Genomic DNA, 13,880 nt, shown 5'->3' with positions numbered 1-13,880 from the left:
AGATGATATTAACGCTCGGCTTTTCCCCCTGCCCTAATGATACTTTTATATTCGATGCGCTTATCCATCATAAAATTGATACTGAGGGCCTTGAGTTCCGCGTGTTTTATGATGATGTAGAAACGTTAAACCAAAAGGCTTTTCGAGGCGAACTTGATGTTACCAAACTTAGCTATCATGCGTTTGCCCATGTTGCTGATAACTATGTATTGCTTGATTCGGGCAGCGCACTTGGGTTTGGCGTGGGGCCCTTGCTGATATCCAAATCAGAATTTACGCCTGCCGATCTGGATAACGATAATACCCCCGGTTTAATAATAGGCATTCCCGGCAAATACACCACTGCTAACTTTTTGCTGCGCCTCGCTTTCCCACGGGCTACCAACAGGCAGGAGATGATCTTTTCAGAGATAGAGAATGCACTAATAGATGAAAAGATAGATATCGGCTTAATTATACATGAAAACCGCTTTACTTACCAGGATAAAGGGCTGAATAAAATAACTGACCTTGGCGATTACTGGGAAAAACGTACCGGCGGGCCGATCCCCCTCGGCGGTATAGTAGCTAACAGAAATTTACCTGTTGATGTTCAGCATAAAATTAACCGTGTGCTGCGCAAGTCAGTTGAATATGCCTTCGCTAACCCCAAATCGGGATTGGAATTCATTCGTAGCCATGCGCAGGAAATGAGCGAGGAGGTGATGTATAAACACATTGAGCTATATGTGAACAAATACTCTATTGAACTCGGCAAAGAAGGAAGAAAAGCGATAGAAGTGCTTTTTGAAACCGCACTTTCATTAAATGTTGTTCCGCCTTTAACGCAGCAGATATTTTTAACACCTTAGCAGTTCTAAAGAATTAGGATAAACTCTTTATGGGTTATCTTAAAAGAAATCCAGCAGCATACTTTTGGTATGCTGCTGGATTTTTAACCATGACCTGATGTATAAGTTAATATAACAAATGATCGTATGGATATCTCGCGGTATGTATAGCCTTCACTTTTTCATATAACAAGTCGCGAAGCTCATCTATATTCTCACGCTTAGCTGCTGAAATAAATACTGCCGGGCTGCTGTTTCTTCCCATCCAGCTCTGTTTAAACTCCTCTAATGTAAGCGGTGTTACATCCTCTCCCTCATAGGTTTGCGGAGGTTGATAGGCATCGATCTTATTAAAAACCGTAATGGTTTCTTTATCTAATACGCCCAAGTCCTTCAGCGTTTCGTTAACGGCGCGTACCTGGTCTTCAAAACTAGGGTGCGAGATATCTACTACGTGTATCAGAATGTCAGCTTCCCGCACTTCGTCAAGAGTTGATTTAAAACACTCAACCAAATGGTGCGGCAGTTTACGTATAAATCCAACCGTATCTGACAGCAGGAACGGCGCGTTCTCAATAACTACTTTACGAACGGTTGTGTCCAGCGTGGCAAATAATTTATTTTCGGCGAATACATCTGATTTGGAAAGCATATTCATAATTGTTGATTTGCCCACATTAGTGTAACCCACTAACGCTGCGCGCACCAATTGATTACGATTTTTCCGCTGGGTTTCATTCTGCTTATCTATTTGCTTTAACCGATCTTTTAACAGCGTGATTTTGTTCAAAATTAATCGCCTGTCTGTTTCAATTTGCGACTCACCCGGTCCACGCATCCCAATACCACCCTTCTGCCGCTCAAGGTGCGTCCATAGCCTGGTAAGCCGTGGCAGCAGATACTGCAACTGTGCCAGCTCTACCTGTGTTTTAGCCTGGGCAGTTTGTGCCCTGCCGGCAAAAATGTCTAATATCAGGTTATTCCGGTCAAGTATTTTTACTTGCAATTCATTTTCTATGTTACGCAATTGCGAGGGTGACAGTTCATCATCAAACACCACTATGTCAATTTCTTCAGCTTTTACATATTCTTTTATTTCTTCCAGTTTACCGGTACCAACATAAGTAGCGCGCTCTGGCCGCATAAGTTTTTGCGTAAAGTGCTTTACAGTAAGTGCCCCGGCCGTTTCAGCCAAAAACTGAAGTTCTTCTAAATACTCTTTCTCCTGCTCTTCGGTTTCATTGGCGGTTATTACACCCACCAATACAGCTTTTTCCTGCTTTACAGCAGTGTCATAAAATTTTTGTCTCATTTTGTAAATGATTATAACAATGGGAATGCCAAGTTAACAAAAGCGGAGTGTTCCCGAGCGCACGCATGACAAAATAAAGCATCCGGCACACCCTGTGCGTCAACAAGTCATTAAATAAAGAAAATAATTAAAAAGACATTCCGGTCCGGCTATCGGGAATAGCTTGCCTGGGGATCAGAATATTAAGCTGCGGTAGTAATTTCCATGATGAGACAAAGATAGCAAAATATTGCGAATTGTTTGATTAGCGATAATTTGTTAACTTTATATATGACATTAACAGAGCTTAAAAAATCAATTCATGAACAAATTGACAGTTCTAACAATAAGGAATTATTAGAAAGGGTCAGTGAAATTATAAAAGGAAGCGAAAATTTGTTTGTCATTCCCGAACACATGAAAAAGGGTATTGAACTAGGTTTGCAAGATATCAAAGCCGGCAAAACGAATACACTGGAAGAATTTGAGAAAAAATACCAACAATGGCTAAAGAAATAGTGTTCTCTTATAAAGCCATTGATGACATAGACCGGATTATTGAATTTAACAACGGAAGAAACAAGTCCACCATCTATTCAGAAAAGTTCCTTAAAGGGCTTTATCAACGCCTGCAACTTTTAAGCATTCATCCATTCACGGGTTTGGCCACAAATCAACCCGATGTATTATTATTAACTTGGGATAATTATTATATATTCTATGTTATTTATAGTACATCTATTGAAATAATTTCAATTTACCATCAAAAAGAAAATGCTTTTAACGGCCCGTTACAAACCTTTCACGAACTCCTTCATGGCTCTGCCTGGATTTTCCTCTTTCATAAAATTCTCACCGATCAAAAAGCCGTTAAAGCCCGCCTGTTTTAGCTCTTTAATTACAACTGTATTGCTTATGGCACTTTCCGATATCTTCATAAACTCATTGGGGATATGATCCGCTAATTTAAACGACGTATCGACCGAAGTGGTAAAGTCAGCAAGATTACGGTTGTTTACACCAATGGCATCCAAATTAGGGTCAATGCTTCGTTCCAGCTCTTCAAGGTTGTGCACTTCTAAAAGCACGTTCAAATCTATACTCTTTGCCAACGCAGCCAGGCTCCTAATTTCAGCCGGACTAAGTATAGCAGCAATGAGTAAAATAATATCCGCGCCTATTGCTTTAGCTTCAATTACCTGGTACTCATCTATCATAAAATCTTTACGCAGCACCGGTATGTTGTTCACCCTGCGGGCAGCTACCACATCGCTCCTGCGACCCATAAAAAACTGTTTGTCGGTTAAAACAGATAAAGCAGACGCACCGGCTTCGGCATAGGCAGTGGTAACATCCGTCACTTTTACCTTATCATTAATGATGCCTTTTGACGGAGAGCGACGCTTAAATTCAGCAATAATGCCTGTACGATTTTCATCAAGTAAAAAATCTTTAAATGAATATACATCCCGAGGAAAAAACTCTGATTCTTCCAACTTGGTGTATGATACGTTGGCTTTAGCGTATTCTACTTCTTTTTGTTTATTGGCAACTATTCTGTCAAGTATGTTCATAAAATCCCACCCCCTTAAAGAGAGGCTTCCGAGGTATCAAAATTAATTAATTTCATTGGTTTCAGCCCCCAGCCCCTTCGCTCACTTTTTAGTGATCTGAGAGCCTAACCAATTTTTCAGCATTTCTTTCCCATATTCTGTCAGTATCGATTCCGGGTGAAACTGCACTCCGCGTACGTTATACTGCTTGTGTCTTAATGCCATTACTGAATTATCTTTTTCATCAATAGCAGTTATGGTCAATTCATTAGGCAATCCTTTTTCATTTACTACCCATGAATGATAACGGCCCACATTAAATTTTTCCGGAAGTCCGTTAAAAAGCGCTTCCCCGGCATCAGTAACTTTTATAGGCGTAGCTATGCCATGCATAGGCTGACTTAGGTTATGCAGACTTCCTCCAAAAGCCTCAGCTATAGCTTGCTGACCTAAACACACGCCAAAAATATTTTTTGTCGGTGCATATTTTACAATCACCTGTAACAACAATCCTGCTTCGGATGGGATGCCCGGTCCTGGCGACAGGATAATATGATCAAACTTATCTACATCTTCCAGCTTAAATTGGTCGTTCCTCCAAACCTCGCACTCCAAGCCTATCTCGTTAACCAGGTGCACCAGGTTGTAGGTAAAAGAATCATAGTTGTCTATGATTAATATTTTAGGGTTCATATTTGATATCTTAATCTATTAACTATCTATTTAATCACTAATTAACTAATCTCACAACTCCTCTGCCAGCTCAATGGCTTTACGTAAAGCCGCAATTTTGTTGTTTACTTCGTTAAGTTCACTCTCGGGCACTGAACCAGCCACTATGCCTGCTCCTGCCTGGTAGTGCAACGTATTGTTTTTGCTTAAAAACGACCTTATCATAATGGCATGATTGAAGTCGCCGTTAAAACCAAGGTAACCTATAGCCCCGCTGTAAAAACTGCGCTTTATATTTTCGTTTTCATCAATGATTTCCATCGCCCGGTATTTTGGAGCACCGCTTAATGTGCCCGCCGGAAAAGTATCAGCTACAATTTTAAAAGACGACGCGCCGGGATGAAGCTTACCGCTTACATGTGATACCAGGTGTATCAGGTGCGAATAATATTGCACTTCCTTAAAAGCCTTTACTTGCACTTCTTCGCAGTGTCTGCTTAGGTCATTTCTGGCCAGGTCAACCAGCATCACATGCTCCGCTGATTCCTTAGGGTCGTTTTCCAGGTCATGTGCAATCTCCGCATCCTTCTCATCATCACCACTGCGTTTAAAGGTACCCGCTATCGGGAAGATGCTGGCCACCCTGTCTTTTATAGTTATCTGCGCCTCCGGAGATGAACCAAATATCCTGAAATCGCCATAATCAAAATAAAACAGGTAGGGAGAGGGATTGATGGACCGCAAAGCGCGGTATACGTTGAATTCATCGCCGGTAAACCCTTTTGAAAAGGCCCGTGACGGTACTATCTGGAATACGTCGCCGCGATAAATATGCTGTTTCATCTTCTCCACTATAGCAATAAATTGCTCATTGGTTATATTTGACTGCTCTTCATCCTTGCTTTGAAAGCTATACTCGGGAAAGTTTTTGTTCTTAATCAGGTATTCTATTTTTTCAAGTCCGCCATTTTCCGGTTGTCCCTCTGGCTGATTATGGAAAATGTACAATTCATTTTTGAAATGGTCAATGCCGATGATATACCGGTATATATGGTATTGCATTTCGGGAATACGACGGGTGTCGTCATCGCTTTGTTTCAGTTTAATAGTTTCGAAATGTTCAACCGCTTCGTGGGTGAAGTAACCAAACAATCCGCCTGAAATGATCTTTGGCAATCCTCCTACTGCTTCGAACGCCTCCAGATAATTGTTTATTTGATCTATCAGTTCAAACTCGTCCACGTTCAGCGTTTCGCGTTCGCCATCCGGATACTTTATTCTTAGTGCGCCCTGGTTCAGCACTATACCGCTTATAGGTTCGCAGCATACAAAACTCATGCTATTTTCGCGGCTATGATAATCTGAGCTTTCCAGCAGTAACGAATTGGGGAATACGTCGCGGAGGCGAAGATAGATGCTTACCGGTGTGGTGGTATCGGCAAGCAGCTTTTTATATGTAGTTATAATTTTATACTTTTTCATTTTTGTTAATCCTTAAATAAAAAAACCCGTCGAATGAGTGAGATTCGCCGGGTTCCAAATAGGTTTACAATTGGTTAGTAGTTGATCTAAAATACTCCGTCCGGCTGCCAATTTGTTTGGCGCCACCAGCTGTTTATGTGAGTGATATTGATCATATTGCGTGGCAAATTTATAAAGAAAATTGAATTACCAAATTTTTTGTAAACTTTTTAAGCTGTTATACCAAAAAATGGGCGCTTGCTAAGTATAATTGCTACAACCACTATAATTAAAGCCAGCCCGTAAAACAGTGCTATAGTTTTGTGCTTACCCTCGGGCAGGCTTGCTCTTTTTGATTTAGCGTGGCCTACCGTTAATAAAACAATAGCAATAAACATCATTACCACGTGTTCCATAGTCCAATAACGGGTTTCGGCATTTTTCATGGTTTCGCTGGTAAATTGCACATAGGGGCTAACAAAATATAATGCCAGGCCCAGTAAAAACTGGATGTGGGCAGATATCATGGCAAACATATTTAATTTGCGGTTGCCTTCACTGTAGTTTTTTTTGCCAAGCCAGCCTGCAATAGCGGTAACCAGTGCCAGCACTACCAATATCAGTACGATATACCTGAAGCCCGAATGAAATTGTTTAAAAAAAGTGTAAAGTTCCATAGCAGAAAAGTTTTAACAAAAGTATAAAGATTTAAGCCATATACAATTATAGTTAGGCGTAATCAGCTTTTTAAAACCCATTTTGCTAATTGCTGTTGAACTAATATGGTACACCAGCTTAGTTGGCAAGGCAACGGCGATTTTGTAACCTTGGAAAATTGCACAATCACTATCGGCCATGACAGCATTTATATAGAATCATTACTTAAAGGTGTGTTAAAAGCATTGCCTTTTAATGCAGCTTATCATATCACAACTGATAGTCAATGGCGGACAATGGCGTTTACCATTGATTATACCTGGGGAAATGACACAACGCACCTCAACTATTCCAGCGATACACAAGGAAACTGGCTAACAACCAGCAAGGAACAACCGCAGCTAACAGGATGTATAGAGATTGACTTTACCGCTACGCCCTTTACCAATACCCTTGCCATAAACAGACTAAATTTAACTATTGGCCAAAGCACGGAAATAAAAGTATTATATATTGACGTAGAGAAGGATACGGTAAGCTCAACGAGGCAAATTTACACGCGGATCGATCAGTCTACGTATCATTTCGCTACTGAGGGGTTTGAAAGTGAATTCAGTTTGATGAGTTCGGGTTTGTTAAATATTACCCCGGGTTGTTTACTAAAATTTAAATTAAGCATCACACCAAACATCAACCGGCAAAACTAAATTTCCCCATTAACACTGCGGGGTTGTTGCCTACATTCAATGGTTGGCCAACCAGGGCTTCGTTACCCAACAAGGCAAACAATATCGCCTCTTTCGCATCCGGGTTAATGCCCATACCCGACGTATCAGTAACACTTATGCCAGGCAATTCGCGTTTTAAATACTCCATTATAAATCGGTTACTTGCACCGCCACCACTTACAAAAAGCTTTATATCTTCATTGCCAAAATTAGCCTTTATAAAATCAACTATTATCTTTCCGGTTAAAACTGTTAGTGTGGCCAACAAATCTTTAATATCTATATCTAAAGTATCTGATGTTTGTTGTGCCTGCTCTACATAGTGAAGATTAAATACCTCCGGTCCCGTGGTTTTGGGCAGATCTTGTGTAAAAAAGGGGTTGCTTGATAAAGCTGCAAGCAATTTTTCATTCGCTACACCTGCAAACGCAATTTCGCCGCCCGCATCAAAAGGCTTATTAAAATACTTTTTGCATGCAGCATCAATTAAAGTATTCCCCGGACCAACATCAGTACATAATACTTTACTTAGGTGCTGATCACCCGGCAACCAGGTTAAATTAGCAATACCGCCAATGTTCAATAATATCCTGGGTTCTCCCTGCCTGCTGCCCAAAAGCACATCACCGTACAACGCTAATGGCGCGCCTTCGCCGCCTGCCGCAATATGCTTCTGCCTGAAGTCACTAATGGTAAGTATACCGGTTGTTACGGCAATATGGTCTGCATCCCCTATTTGCAGTGTGGCATTACCATACCCTTTATATTTGTGTTGCCGGGCTGGGGCATGATAAACGGTTTGCCCATGACTTGCAATAAAATCGACTTCGGAGGGCGCAATATTCCAATCCTTTAAAGCCTGTACAATTAATTCAGCATGATAGCTGCCTATGTGGGCATTAAGCAGGCACAGCTTTTCCATATCTGCCTGTTGTTTGGCAAAAACTTGTGTTACTTCGTTTTTAAAAGCTTCGGGATAGGCTATCGTTGTTAAGTTTACCAGCGTAATCCGTGTTTGCATACCGCTGCCTTTAATGCGGCACAAGGCTATGTCAAGCCCGTCAAGCGAGGTGCCAGACATGAGCCCTATTGCCAGCCTTTCATCTTTTTTAGCAATTTCAAAAAGCTTTTGCAGGTTATGGTTAAGCGGCATCATATCCCAAAGTTATTATTTATGTTTGAGTATAATATCTCTAAATGAGCCAACTGCAATCAAAACGCCTTTTATCACTTGATGTATTTCGTGGTGTTACCGTAGCGGCCATGACAGTGGTTAACAACCCGGGTAGCTGGGGACACATTTACTCTCCCCTTGAACATTCAGCCTGGCATGGTTGCACCCCGGCCGATCTGATATTTCCTTTTTTCCTGTTTATTGTGGGCGTATCAGTTGTATATGCCATGGAAACTAAAAAAGCAGATCCGGTCAATCATAGTAAAATGATTTGGGCAGCTCTGCGCCGGGCAGTTATTTTAATTGCGATCAGCCTTATTACGCAACTTATATTTCATCCCGGTTTTGCCAACCTGCGCTTTCCGGGGGTGTTACAGCGCATTGGTTTGGTATTTTTTGTTTGCGTGATCCTGTACATAAAAACGTCGCAGAAAACCCGAGACTGGATAACAGGCGTATTGCTAGTAGGCTATTATTTAATTGTGTGTTTTGTGCCCGTGCCAGGCATCGGATATGCTAATTTAGACCCGGAAACTAACATGGGCGCGTGGATAGACAGGGCGGTGTTTACTACTAATCATTTATGGGTACACTCCCGCACCTGGGACCCTGAAGGGTTGCTGGGAACTTTACCTGCCATAGCAACCGGCCTGATAGGTATGCGCGCGGCCACCTGGCTTAAAAGAACGGACGTTGACGAGCATGTTAAAACAAGCTGGCTGTTTACCTATGGTGTAGTGGCTACAGTGCTAGGATTAGCCTGGGGACTAATTTTTCCAATAAATAAGGCCTTATGGACAAGCTCGTTCGTACTATATACCGGTGGTTTGGCCATTATATCGTTAGCCGCCTGTTACTGGCTGATAGATGTAAACGGGCGTAAAAAATATACTTCTTTTTTTGTTCCGTTTGGAGTAAATGCTATCACTGCCTATGTACTTTCAATGTATATCCCATATTACATAGGTAAATTAAAGTTTAAAGAAAGTTCCATTTATCAATTGTTGTTTGAGCCATATCTATCGCCTTTAAATGCGTCGCTTGCGTATGCTCTATTAATGCTGCTGCTGGTGTGGATGGTGGTTGGGATACTATACCGAAAAAAGATCATCATAAAAGTATGATGTTGTGATGCAGGTTTTTTTATAAATTACTGCTACGGATGCAAATGGATTAACCTTTGACGTTTACGCCACCAGTTATTTTGAAGCAACAAATTTTATGCGGAGAGTAACCTTTTGTGGTTTACCGCTTGGATCATGCACCCAGGGTGGTCCATTTTTAATTATTTCAATGGCTTTACTATCCGTGGCTTCGCTTAAACCCTTAAGTATTTTAAAATCACTTAACGAATTATCAGGATTAACTTTGAAAGTCAGCTTAACCACGCCTGCTTTACCATCAGGTGATACAGCATTATCTTTTAAATACTTTTCATAAACGTCCCAGCAGCATTGCGCTTCACCGTAACCTGTTATTACACCTCCGCCAATCACCTGCTTAGGCTTCATGGCTATTACTACAGAATCTTTAGTATTAACCTTTACCTGTTTGTTAAGGTACCCTATCATGTCTACATCCAGCACCAAGCTTTTAGGAGGATCGGCGGGCAGACTGAACCGCCCTCTGATATCCGTTACTGAAGTAATATCTGTCCCTTTTAATCGTACTCTTGCGCCTGGCAAAGGGCCACCCGCCCCGGTTATAACGCCTGATAGCATTTTAGACGTCTTCGTTTCAGATTCCATCGCCCTTTCTGCGGCGTGTTGTTGTGCCGCCGCAACAGATCGGCCCGGCATGGCCATGTTGGCACTATCAATCGCGCCCGGTGATTTGTCATCCTGCCTTACGGCTTTATCATAATTCAGCACAATCAGCTCTTCCAGCGATGCTACACTGTCAGGCAACTTATTATAACCGGCGCCGGCATTAGCATTAGCATCAGCTATAACAGCTACCTTCATATTGGCCGTACCACGGGCACTTCCCGGTCTTCGAGCCGCTATCAGAGGTTCTTGTGCAACTACGTTATCCTGGTCTGTAACCGGCTCAGTTGCGCTGTCACTAGCCGGCGGGAGCTGCTGTGGCTGCAGTATTTCGCTTTCTGCTTTTTGTGCCAGTGTTTTCTGTTCCTTTTCCCGCTTATCAGTTGCTACCCATATACCCGCAATAACCAGCAACGCCGCCACCAATGACGCCGCGATGGAAAGGTTACGCCATCGAACAATGCGGGCAGGTGGCAGTTGAACCCTTTGCTGTAAACGCGTACCCAGTTCGGCTAAGTTAACCTGTTGACTACTCCCCGCCACAGCGTACCCATCCAGCGCGTCCATTATAAAAGGGTCGTCCTGGGCCTGCCGCTCAAGGCGGTGCATGGCGCGGCCATCAAGTTCACCTTTGAGGTACTTGCCTATCTGCTTCGATATGTCTGTCGGCTTACTCACTATTTTTTTGCAGGCAAATCTTCAAATTACGTTTGCCATTCTGTATATAACTTTTTATTTCGTTTAATGTATGCCCGGTGGCATCAGCAATTTCCTTGTAGCATTTCTCCTGTAAGTAAAACAGATCAACGCTTTCTTTTTGTTTAACAGGTAGCTTTTCCATACACCGTTGCAACACTTTTAAGTGTTCTTCGCTGTATGTACTATCAGGATGCAAAAAAGTAGTATTTTCCATAACTTCATCCAATTCTACCATTTCCATTTTTTTTCCGGCGCGTAATTGCATCAGGCAATAGTTGCGCGCGAGCACATAGAGCCAACCCCTAAATTGCTTTATTTCATGCTGTTTTGCCTTCGAAACCAATTCCTCAAATATGCCCATTACGGCATCCTTCGCTTGTTCTTCGTCCTTTAAATATTTTAAACAAACGCCATATACAAGCGGAACATATTTCTCGTACAACCGGCCCAGTACCGCAAGGTCGGCGCCCGTGCGATAGCTGTTCAGCAGCATATCATCATCCGCTTCGTCAGGATTTATTGTACGATCAAAAAACTTCATTTAACGGCCACAAAATAATTTTTTTAAATGGTTTATGGAAATATGCTTTTTGGTGCATCCTATGTATAAATCAGTAATAATAGGAGTGGCTAATGATGCTTTATTATTGTTGGTGTACCCTGTGTTAAGAGCCGGGCGAAAAATGCCGGGGCTAATAAACAGCAGGGGGCAGGGCTAACCCCCTGCCTGCGTGGGACACCCTCTCTGCTATAAAAAGAGAGGATTGTGAGTAAGGTGACAAGGAAATGGTAGAACTCCTTGTTAAGTGTTAGCAGAGAGTGGCTTGTTCCGCGCAGGCAGTTATTTAAAGTGAATTATTAAGAAACCTATACCTAAACTTATCGCAAAATTATGAGTGTTGAGGGGAGAGAGAAGTTATTTCTCTCTCCTTTACGTCGACGCTAATTGTTGCTTTTTTTAAAAAAACCGATGCCTTAAACCCGTCGGGCTTTTAACTTAATATTTTTGATAAGAGGTATTGTATACTTACCACTGTACAGGAGTTTAATGACACTATCGACCCAGCTTTATACTATTAGAACAGGCAGGTTAGTAATTGAGTGGTTAACGGAAAGGTTAGAGAGTGGCTTTATCAAAATATGCCCCTTTGATGTTCCTTATAAATTGTTGGTTGTTTTTTATAAATAGATTGGTTAGTACAGGACGTGAACGCGAGGTTTCACGTCCTGTTTTTTTATTGTGTTACAATGGCACCAATGTTATGTGCGCAAACTCGGATTATTATTTTAATACCTCAATAATAAAAAAGCGATAGAGTAGCCTCCATCGCTTTAATAATTTTAAATCTATTTTCTATCGGATTATATTAAAATCCTTACCGGCTCTTCCAGCAGTGATTTGAGTGTTTGCAGGAACGCCGCCGCCGAGGCACCGTCAACTGTACGGTGATCTGCACTCAAAGTAACTTTCATGATATTACCCGGTACAACAGCGCCATTTTTAACAACCGGAACAGCCTGTATACCGCTAACAGCGAGTATGCATGAGTCTGGTGTATTAATGATAGCTGTAAACTCGTCTACGCCAAACATACCAAGGTTTGATATTGTAAAGGTTGACCCTTCCCAGTCAGATGGCTGTAGCTTTTTATCTTTCGCCTTTTTAGCAAAATCTTTTACCTCTGCAGAAATCTGGCTTAATGATTTACCATCGGCAAAACGCACTACAGGCACCAATAAACCTTCATCAACAGCTACAGCTACGCCAATGTTAACATGCTCATTAAAGCGTATTTTATCGCCCTGCCATGATGAGTTTATTACAGGATGCTGTTTTAAAGCCACTGCAGTTGCTTTAAGCACCAGATCATTAAACGATATTTTAACAGGTGCTATATCATTCATTTTGGCGCGCGCTGCAATAGCGGCATCCATGTCTATAGACATGGTTACGTAAAAATGCGGCGCAGTAAACAGGCTTTCACTTAAACGCTTAGCAATAACCTTGCGCATTTGAGTAACCGGTTTCTCTGTAAATTTCTCTTCGCCAACAAAGGTTGGCACTGAGGCTTTCGCCGGTGCTGCAGAAGCCTTCTCTTCAGCTTTCGCAGCCTCCTGTACTTCTTTAGTAGATGGCGTGAAACCTTCAATATCTTTTTTAACAATACGGCCACCTTCGGCAGTGCCTTTTACATCGTTAAGATTAATGCCTTTATCTTTGGCAATCTTACGTGCTAATGGCGATGCTTTTACACGGCTGTCATCTGCCGGGGATGATTTGCCTTCAGGAGCTTCTTTTGTTTCTTCGTTAGCAGGTGCGGCTTCAGCTTTCTCTTCGTTTTTGTCAGCAGTGGGCGCATCACTACTACCACCGTTCTCAGCATCTAATAACGGGGTTACATCTGTGCCTTCTTTACCAACAATAGCTATAATACCATTTACAGGAGCGGCTTCGCCCTCTTTAACACCTATATATAATAAAGTACCTTCCTCGTAACCCACTACTTCCATGGTAGCTTTATCAGTTTCCACATCGGCCAGCGAGTCATCAGATTTTACTTTATCACCTACTTTAAAATTCCATTTATTGATAACACCCTCAGTCATCGTATCGCTAAGCAACGGCATACGTATTACCGCAGCAGGAATGCTTGATGTATCAACCTTAGGCTTTTCTTCAGTTTTCTTTTCCTCTTTTTTGTCCGCCTTTGCCTCAACAGGCGCAGCCGGCTTTCTATCTTCAGCAGGTTTATCCTCAACCTTTTCACCACTTCCGCCGTCGGCTTCTAAAGCAGCTTTGTAATCTTCACCCTCTTTACCTAAAACTGCTATAACAGCATCAACAGGTACCGCTTTACCCTCTTCAACGCCTATATATAATAACGTGCCGTCCTGGAATGATTCGAAATCCATTGTGGCTTTATCAGTTTCAACTTCAGCCAACACATCGCCCGATTTTACCTGGTCGCCAACTTTTTTATGCCATTTTGCCAATACCCCTTCTGTCATGGTATCGCTCATTTTGGGCATTTTAACTACTTCAGCCATA

Annotated in this window: 14 protein-coding genes; 5 read left to right on the top strand and 9 right to left on the bottom strand. The window is 42.0% G+C overall.

Annotated features, from left to right (window positions below; genetic code table 11):
- Positions 1-2: 2 nt before the first annotated feature.
- Positions 3-851, top strand: a complete 849-nt coding sequence (locus DJ568_RS11735) for a menaquinone biosynthesis family protein (protein ID WP_114005472.1) — start codon at positions 3-5, stop codon at positions 849-851.
- Between the two features lie 106 nt (positions 852-957).
- Here DJ568_RS11735 and hflX read toward each other — a convergent pair whose 3' ends face one another.
- A complete protein-coding gene (gene hflX, locus DJ568_RS11730) occupies positions 958-2,142 on the bottom strand; it encodes a GTPase HflX (RefSeq protein ID WP_114005471.1) in 1,185 nt (394 codons plus the stop codon).
- 270 nt (positions 2,143-2,412) lie between these two features.
- Between hflX and DJ568_RS11725 the strand changes: the two genes are divergently transcribed.
- Together DJ568_RS11725 and DJ568_RS17635 are read left to right on the top strand one after the other, a co-directional pair.
- The gene (locus DJ568_RS11725) at positions 2,413-2,640 is read left to right on the top strand and encodes a hypothetical protein (RefSeq protein WP_114005470.1); all 228 of its coding nucleotides are present in this window, start codon (positions 2,413-2,415) and stop codon (positions 2,638-2,640) included.
- Positions 2,625-3,011, top strand: coding sequence for a type II toxin-antitoxin system RelE/ParE family toxin (locus tag DJ568_RS17635; protein ID WP_114005469.1), 387 nt, complete (start codon positions 2,625-2,627; stop codon positions 3,009-3,011). The genes DJ568_RS11725 and DJ568_RS17635 overlap by 16 nt, the downstream gene beginning before the upstream one ends.
- On the opposite strand, the gene trpC is transcribed toward DJ568_RS17635, so the two are convergent.
- The 4 genes from trpC to DJ568_RS11700 all read right to left on the bottom strand — a co-directional run bounded on the left by trpC (position 2,913) and on the right by DJ568_RS11700 (position 6,484).
- Entirely contained in the window at positions 2,913-3,695 is a 783-nt protein-coding gene (gene trpC, locus DJ568_RS11715) for an indole-3-glycerol phosphate synthase TrpC (RefSeq protein WP_114005468.1), read from the bottom strand. The two genes, DJ568_RS17635 and trpC, sit on opposite strands and share 99 nt — an antisense overlap.
- A gap of 81 nt (positions 3,696-3,776) precedes the next feature.
- Complete coding sequence (locus tag DJ568_RS11710; RefSeq protein ID WP_114005467.1) at positions 3,777-4,367, bottom strand: anthranilate synthase component II; 591 nt, start codon at positions 4,365-4,367, stop codon at positions 3,777-3,779.
- 51 nt (positions 4,368-4,418) lie between these two features.
- Positions 4,419-5,828, bottom strand: coding sequence for an anthranilate synthase component I family protein (locus tag DJ568_RS11705; RefSeq protein WP_114005466.1), 1,410 nt, complete (start codon positions 5,826-5,828; stop codon positions 4,419-4,421).
- A 209-nt stretch (positions 5,829-6,037) separates the two neighbouring features.
- On the bottom strand, positions 6,038-6,484 hold the full coding sequence (locus tag DJ568_RS11700; protein WP_114005465.1) for a cytochrome B: 447 nt from the start codon (positions 6,482-6,484) through the stop codon (positions 6,038-6,040).
- 105 nt (positions 6,485-6,589) lie between these two features.
- On the opposite strand from DJ568_RS11700, the gene DJ568_RS11695 reads away from it, so the two are divergent.
- Positions 6,590-7,171: a putative glycolipid-binding domain-containing protein gene (locus DJ568_RS11695; RefSeq protein ID WP_114005464.1), complete on the top strand. Its 582-nt coding sequence runs from the start codon at positions 6,590-6,592 to the stop codon at positions 7,169-7,171.
- On the opposite strand, the gene DJ568_RS11690 is transcribed toward DJ568_RS11695, so the two are convergent.
- Entirely contained in the window at positions 7,155-8,348 is a 1,194-nt protein-coding gene (locus DJ568_RS11690; protein ID WP_233496681.1) for an anhydro-N-acetylmuramic acid kinase, read from the bottom strand. The two genes, DJ568_RS11695 and DJ568_RS11690, sit on opposite strands and share 17 nt — an antisense overlap.
- Positions 8,349-8,389: 41 nt before the next feature.
- Between DJ568_RS11690 and DJ568_RS11685 the strand changes: the two genes are divergently transcribed.
- Positions 8,390-9,490, top strand: coding sequence for an acyltransferase family protein (locus DJ568_RS11685; RefSeq protein ID WP_233496680.1), 1,101 nt, complete (start codon positions 8,390-8,392; stop codon positions 9,488-9,490).
- 75 nt (positions 9,491-9,565) lie between these two features.
- Here DJ568_RS11685 and DJ568_RS11680 read toward each other — a convergent pair whose 3' ends face one another.
- The 3 genes from DJ568_RS11680 to DJ568_RS11670 all read right to left on the bottom strand — a co-directional run bounded on the left by DJ568_RS11680 (position 9,566) and on the right by DJ568_RS11670 (position 13,879).
- Positions 9,566-10,810 carry an energy transducer TonB family protein gene (locus tag DJ568_RS11680; protein WP_114005463.1) on the bottom strand — a complete coding sequence of 415 codons (1,245 nt, stop codon included), beginning with the start codon at positions 10,808-10,810 and terminating at the stop codon, positions 9,566-9,568.
- On the bottom strand, positions 10,803-11,372 hold the full coding sequence (locus DJ568_RS11675; protein WP_114005462.1) for an RNA polymerase sigma factor: 570 nt from the start codon (positions 11,370-11,372) through the stop codon (positions 10,803-10,805). The genes DJ568_RS11680 and DJ568_RS11675 overlap by 8 nt, the downstream gene beginning before the upstream one ends.
- An 821-nt stretch (positions 11,373-12,193) precedes the next feature.
- Positions 12,194-13,879: a pyruvate dehydrogenase complex dihydrolipoamide acetyltransferase gene (locus DJ568_RS11670; protein WP_114005461.1), complete on the bottom strand. Its 1,686-nt coding sequence runs from the start codon at positions 13,877-13,879 to the stop codon at positions 12,194-12,196.
- Between the last annotated feature and the right edge of the window lies 1 nt (position 13,880).

The organism is Mucilaginibacter hurinus (assembly GCF_003324525.1).
GTDB classification, from domain to species: Bacteria; Bacteroidota; Bacteroidia; order Sphingobacteriales; family Sphingobacteriaceae; genus Mucilaginibacter; species Mucilaginibacter hurinus.
This window is presented reverse-complemented; position numbering and strand designations above follow the sequence as displayed.

Excerpts from the sequence above, each read along its gene's own strand:
- DJ568_RS11685 (WP_233496680.1), top strand. The coding sequence starts at position 8,390 with ATGAGCCAACTGCAATCAAAACGCCTTTTATCACTTGATGTATTTCGT.
- DJ568_RS11675 (WP_114005462.1), bottom strand. The coding sequence starts at position 11,372 with ATGAAGTTTTTTGATCGTACAATAAATCCTGACGAAGCGGATGATGAT.
- DJ568_RS17635 (WP_114005469.1), top strand. The coding sequence starts at position 2,625 with ATGGCTAAAGAAATAGTGTTCTCTTATAAAGCCATTGATGACATAGAC.
- hflX (WP_114005471.1), bottom strand. The coding sequence starts at position 2,142 with ATGAGACAAAAATTTTATGACACTGCTGTAAAGCAGGAAAAAGCTGTA.
- DJ568_RS11700 (WP_114005465.1), bottom strand. The coding sequence starts at position 6,484 with ATGGAACTTTACACTTTTTTTAAACAATTTCATTCGGGCTTCAGGTAT.
- DJ568_RS11725 (WP_114005470.1), top strand. The coding sequence starts at position 2,413 with ATGACATTAACAGAGCTTAAAAAATCAATTCATGAACAAATTGACAGT.
- trpC (WP_114005468.1), bottom strand. The coding sequence starts at position 3,695 with ATGAACATACTTGACAGAATAGTTGCCAATAAACAAAAAGAAGTAGAA.
- DJ568_RS11705 (WP_114005466.1), bottom strand. The coding sequence starts at position 5,828 with ATGAAAAAGTATAAAATTATAACTACATATAAAAAGCTGCTTGCCGAT.
- DJ568_RS11735 (WP_114005472.1), top strand. The coding sequence starts at position 3 with ATGATATTAACGCTCGGCTTTTCCCCCTGCCCTAATGATACTTTTATA.
- DJ568_RS11690 (WP_233496681.1), bottom strand. The coding sequence starts at position 8,348 with ATGATGCCGCTTAACCATAACCTGCAAAAGCTTTTTGAAATTGCTAAA.
- DJ568_RS11695 (WP_114005464.1), top strand. The coding sequence starts at position 6,590 with ATGGTACACCAGCTTAGTTGGCAAGGCAACGGCGATTTTGTAACCTTG.
- DJ568_RS11710 (WP_114005467.1), bottom strand. The coding sequence starts at position 4,367 with ATGAACCCTAAAATATTAATCATAGACAACTATGATTCTTTTACCTAC.
- DJ568_RS11670 (WP_114005461.1), bottom strand. The coding sequence starts at position 13,879 with ATGGCTGAAGTAGTTAAAATGCCCAAAATGAGCGATACCATGACAGAA.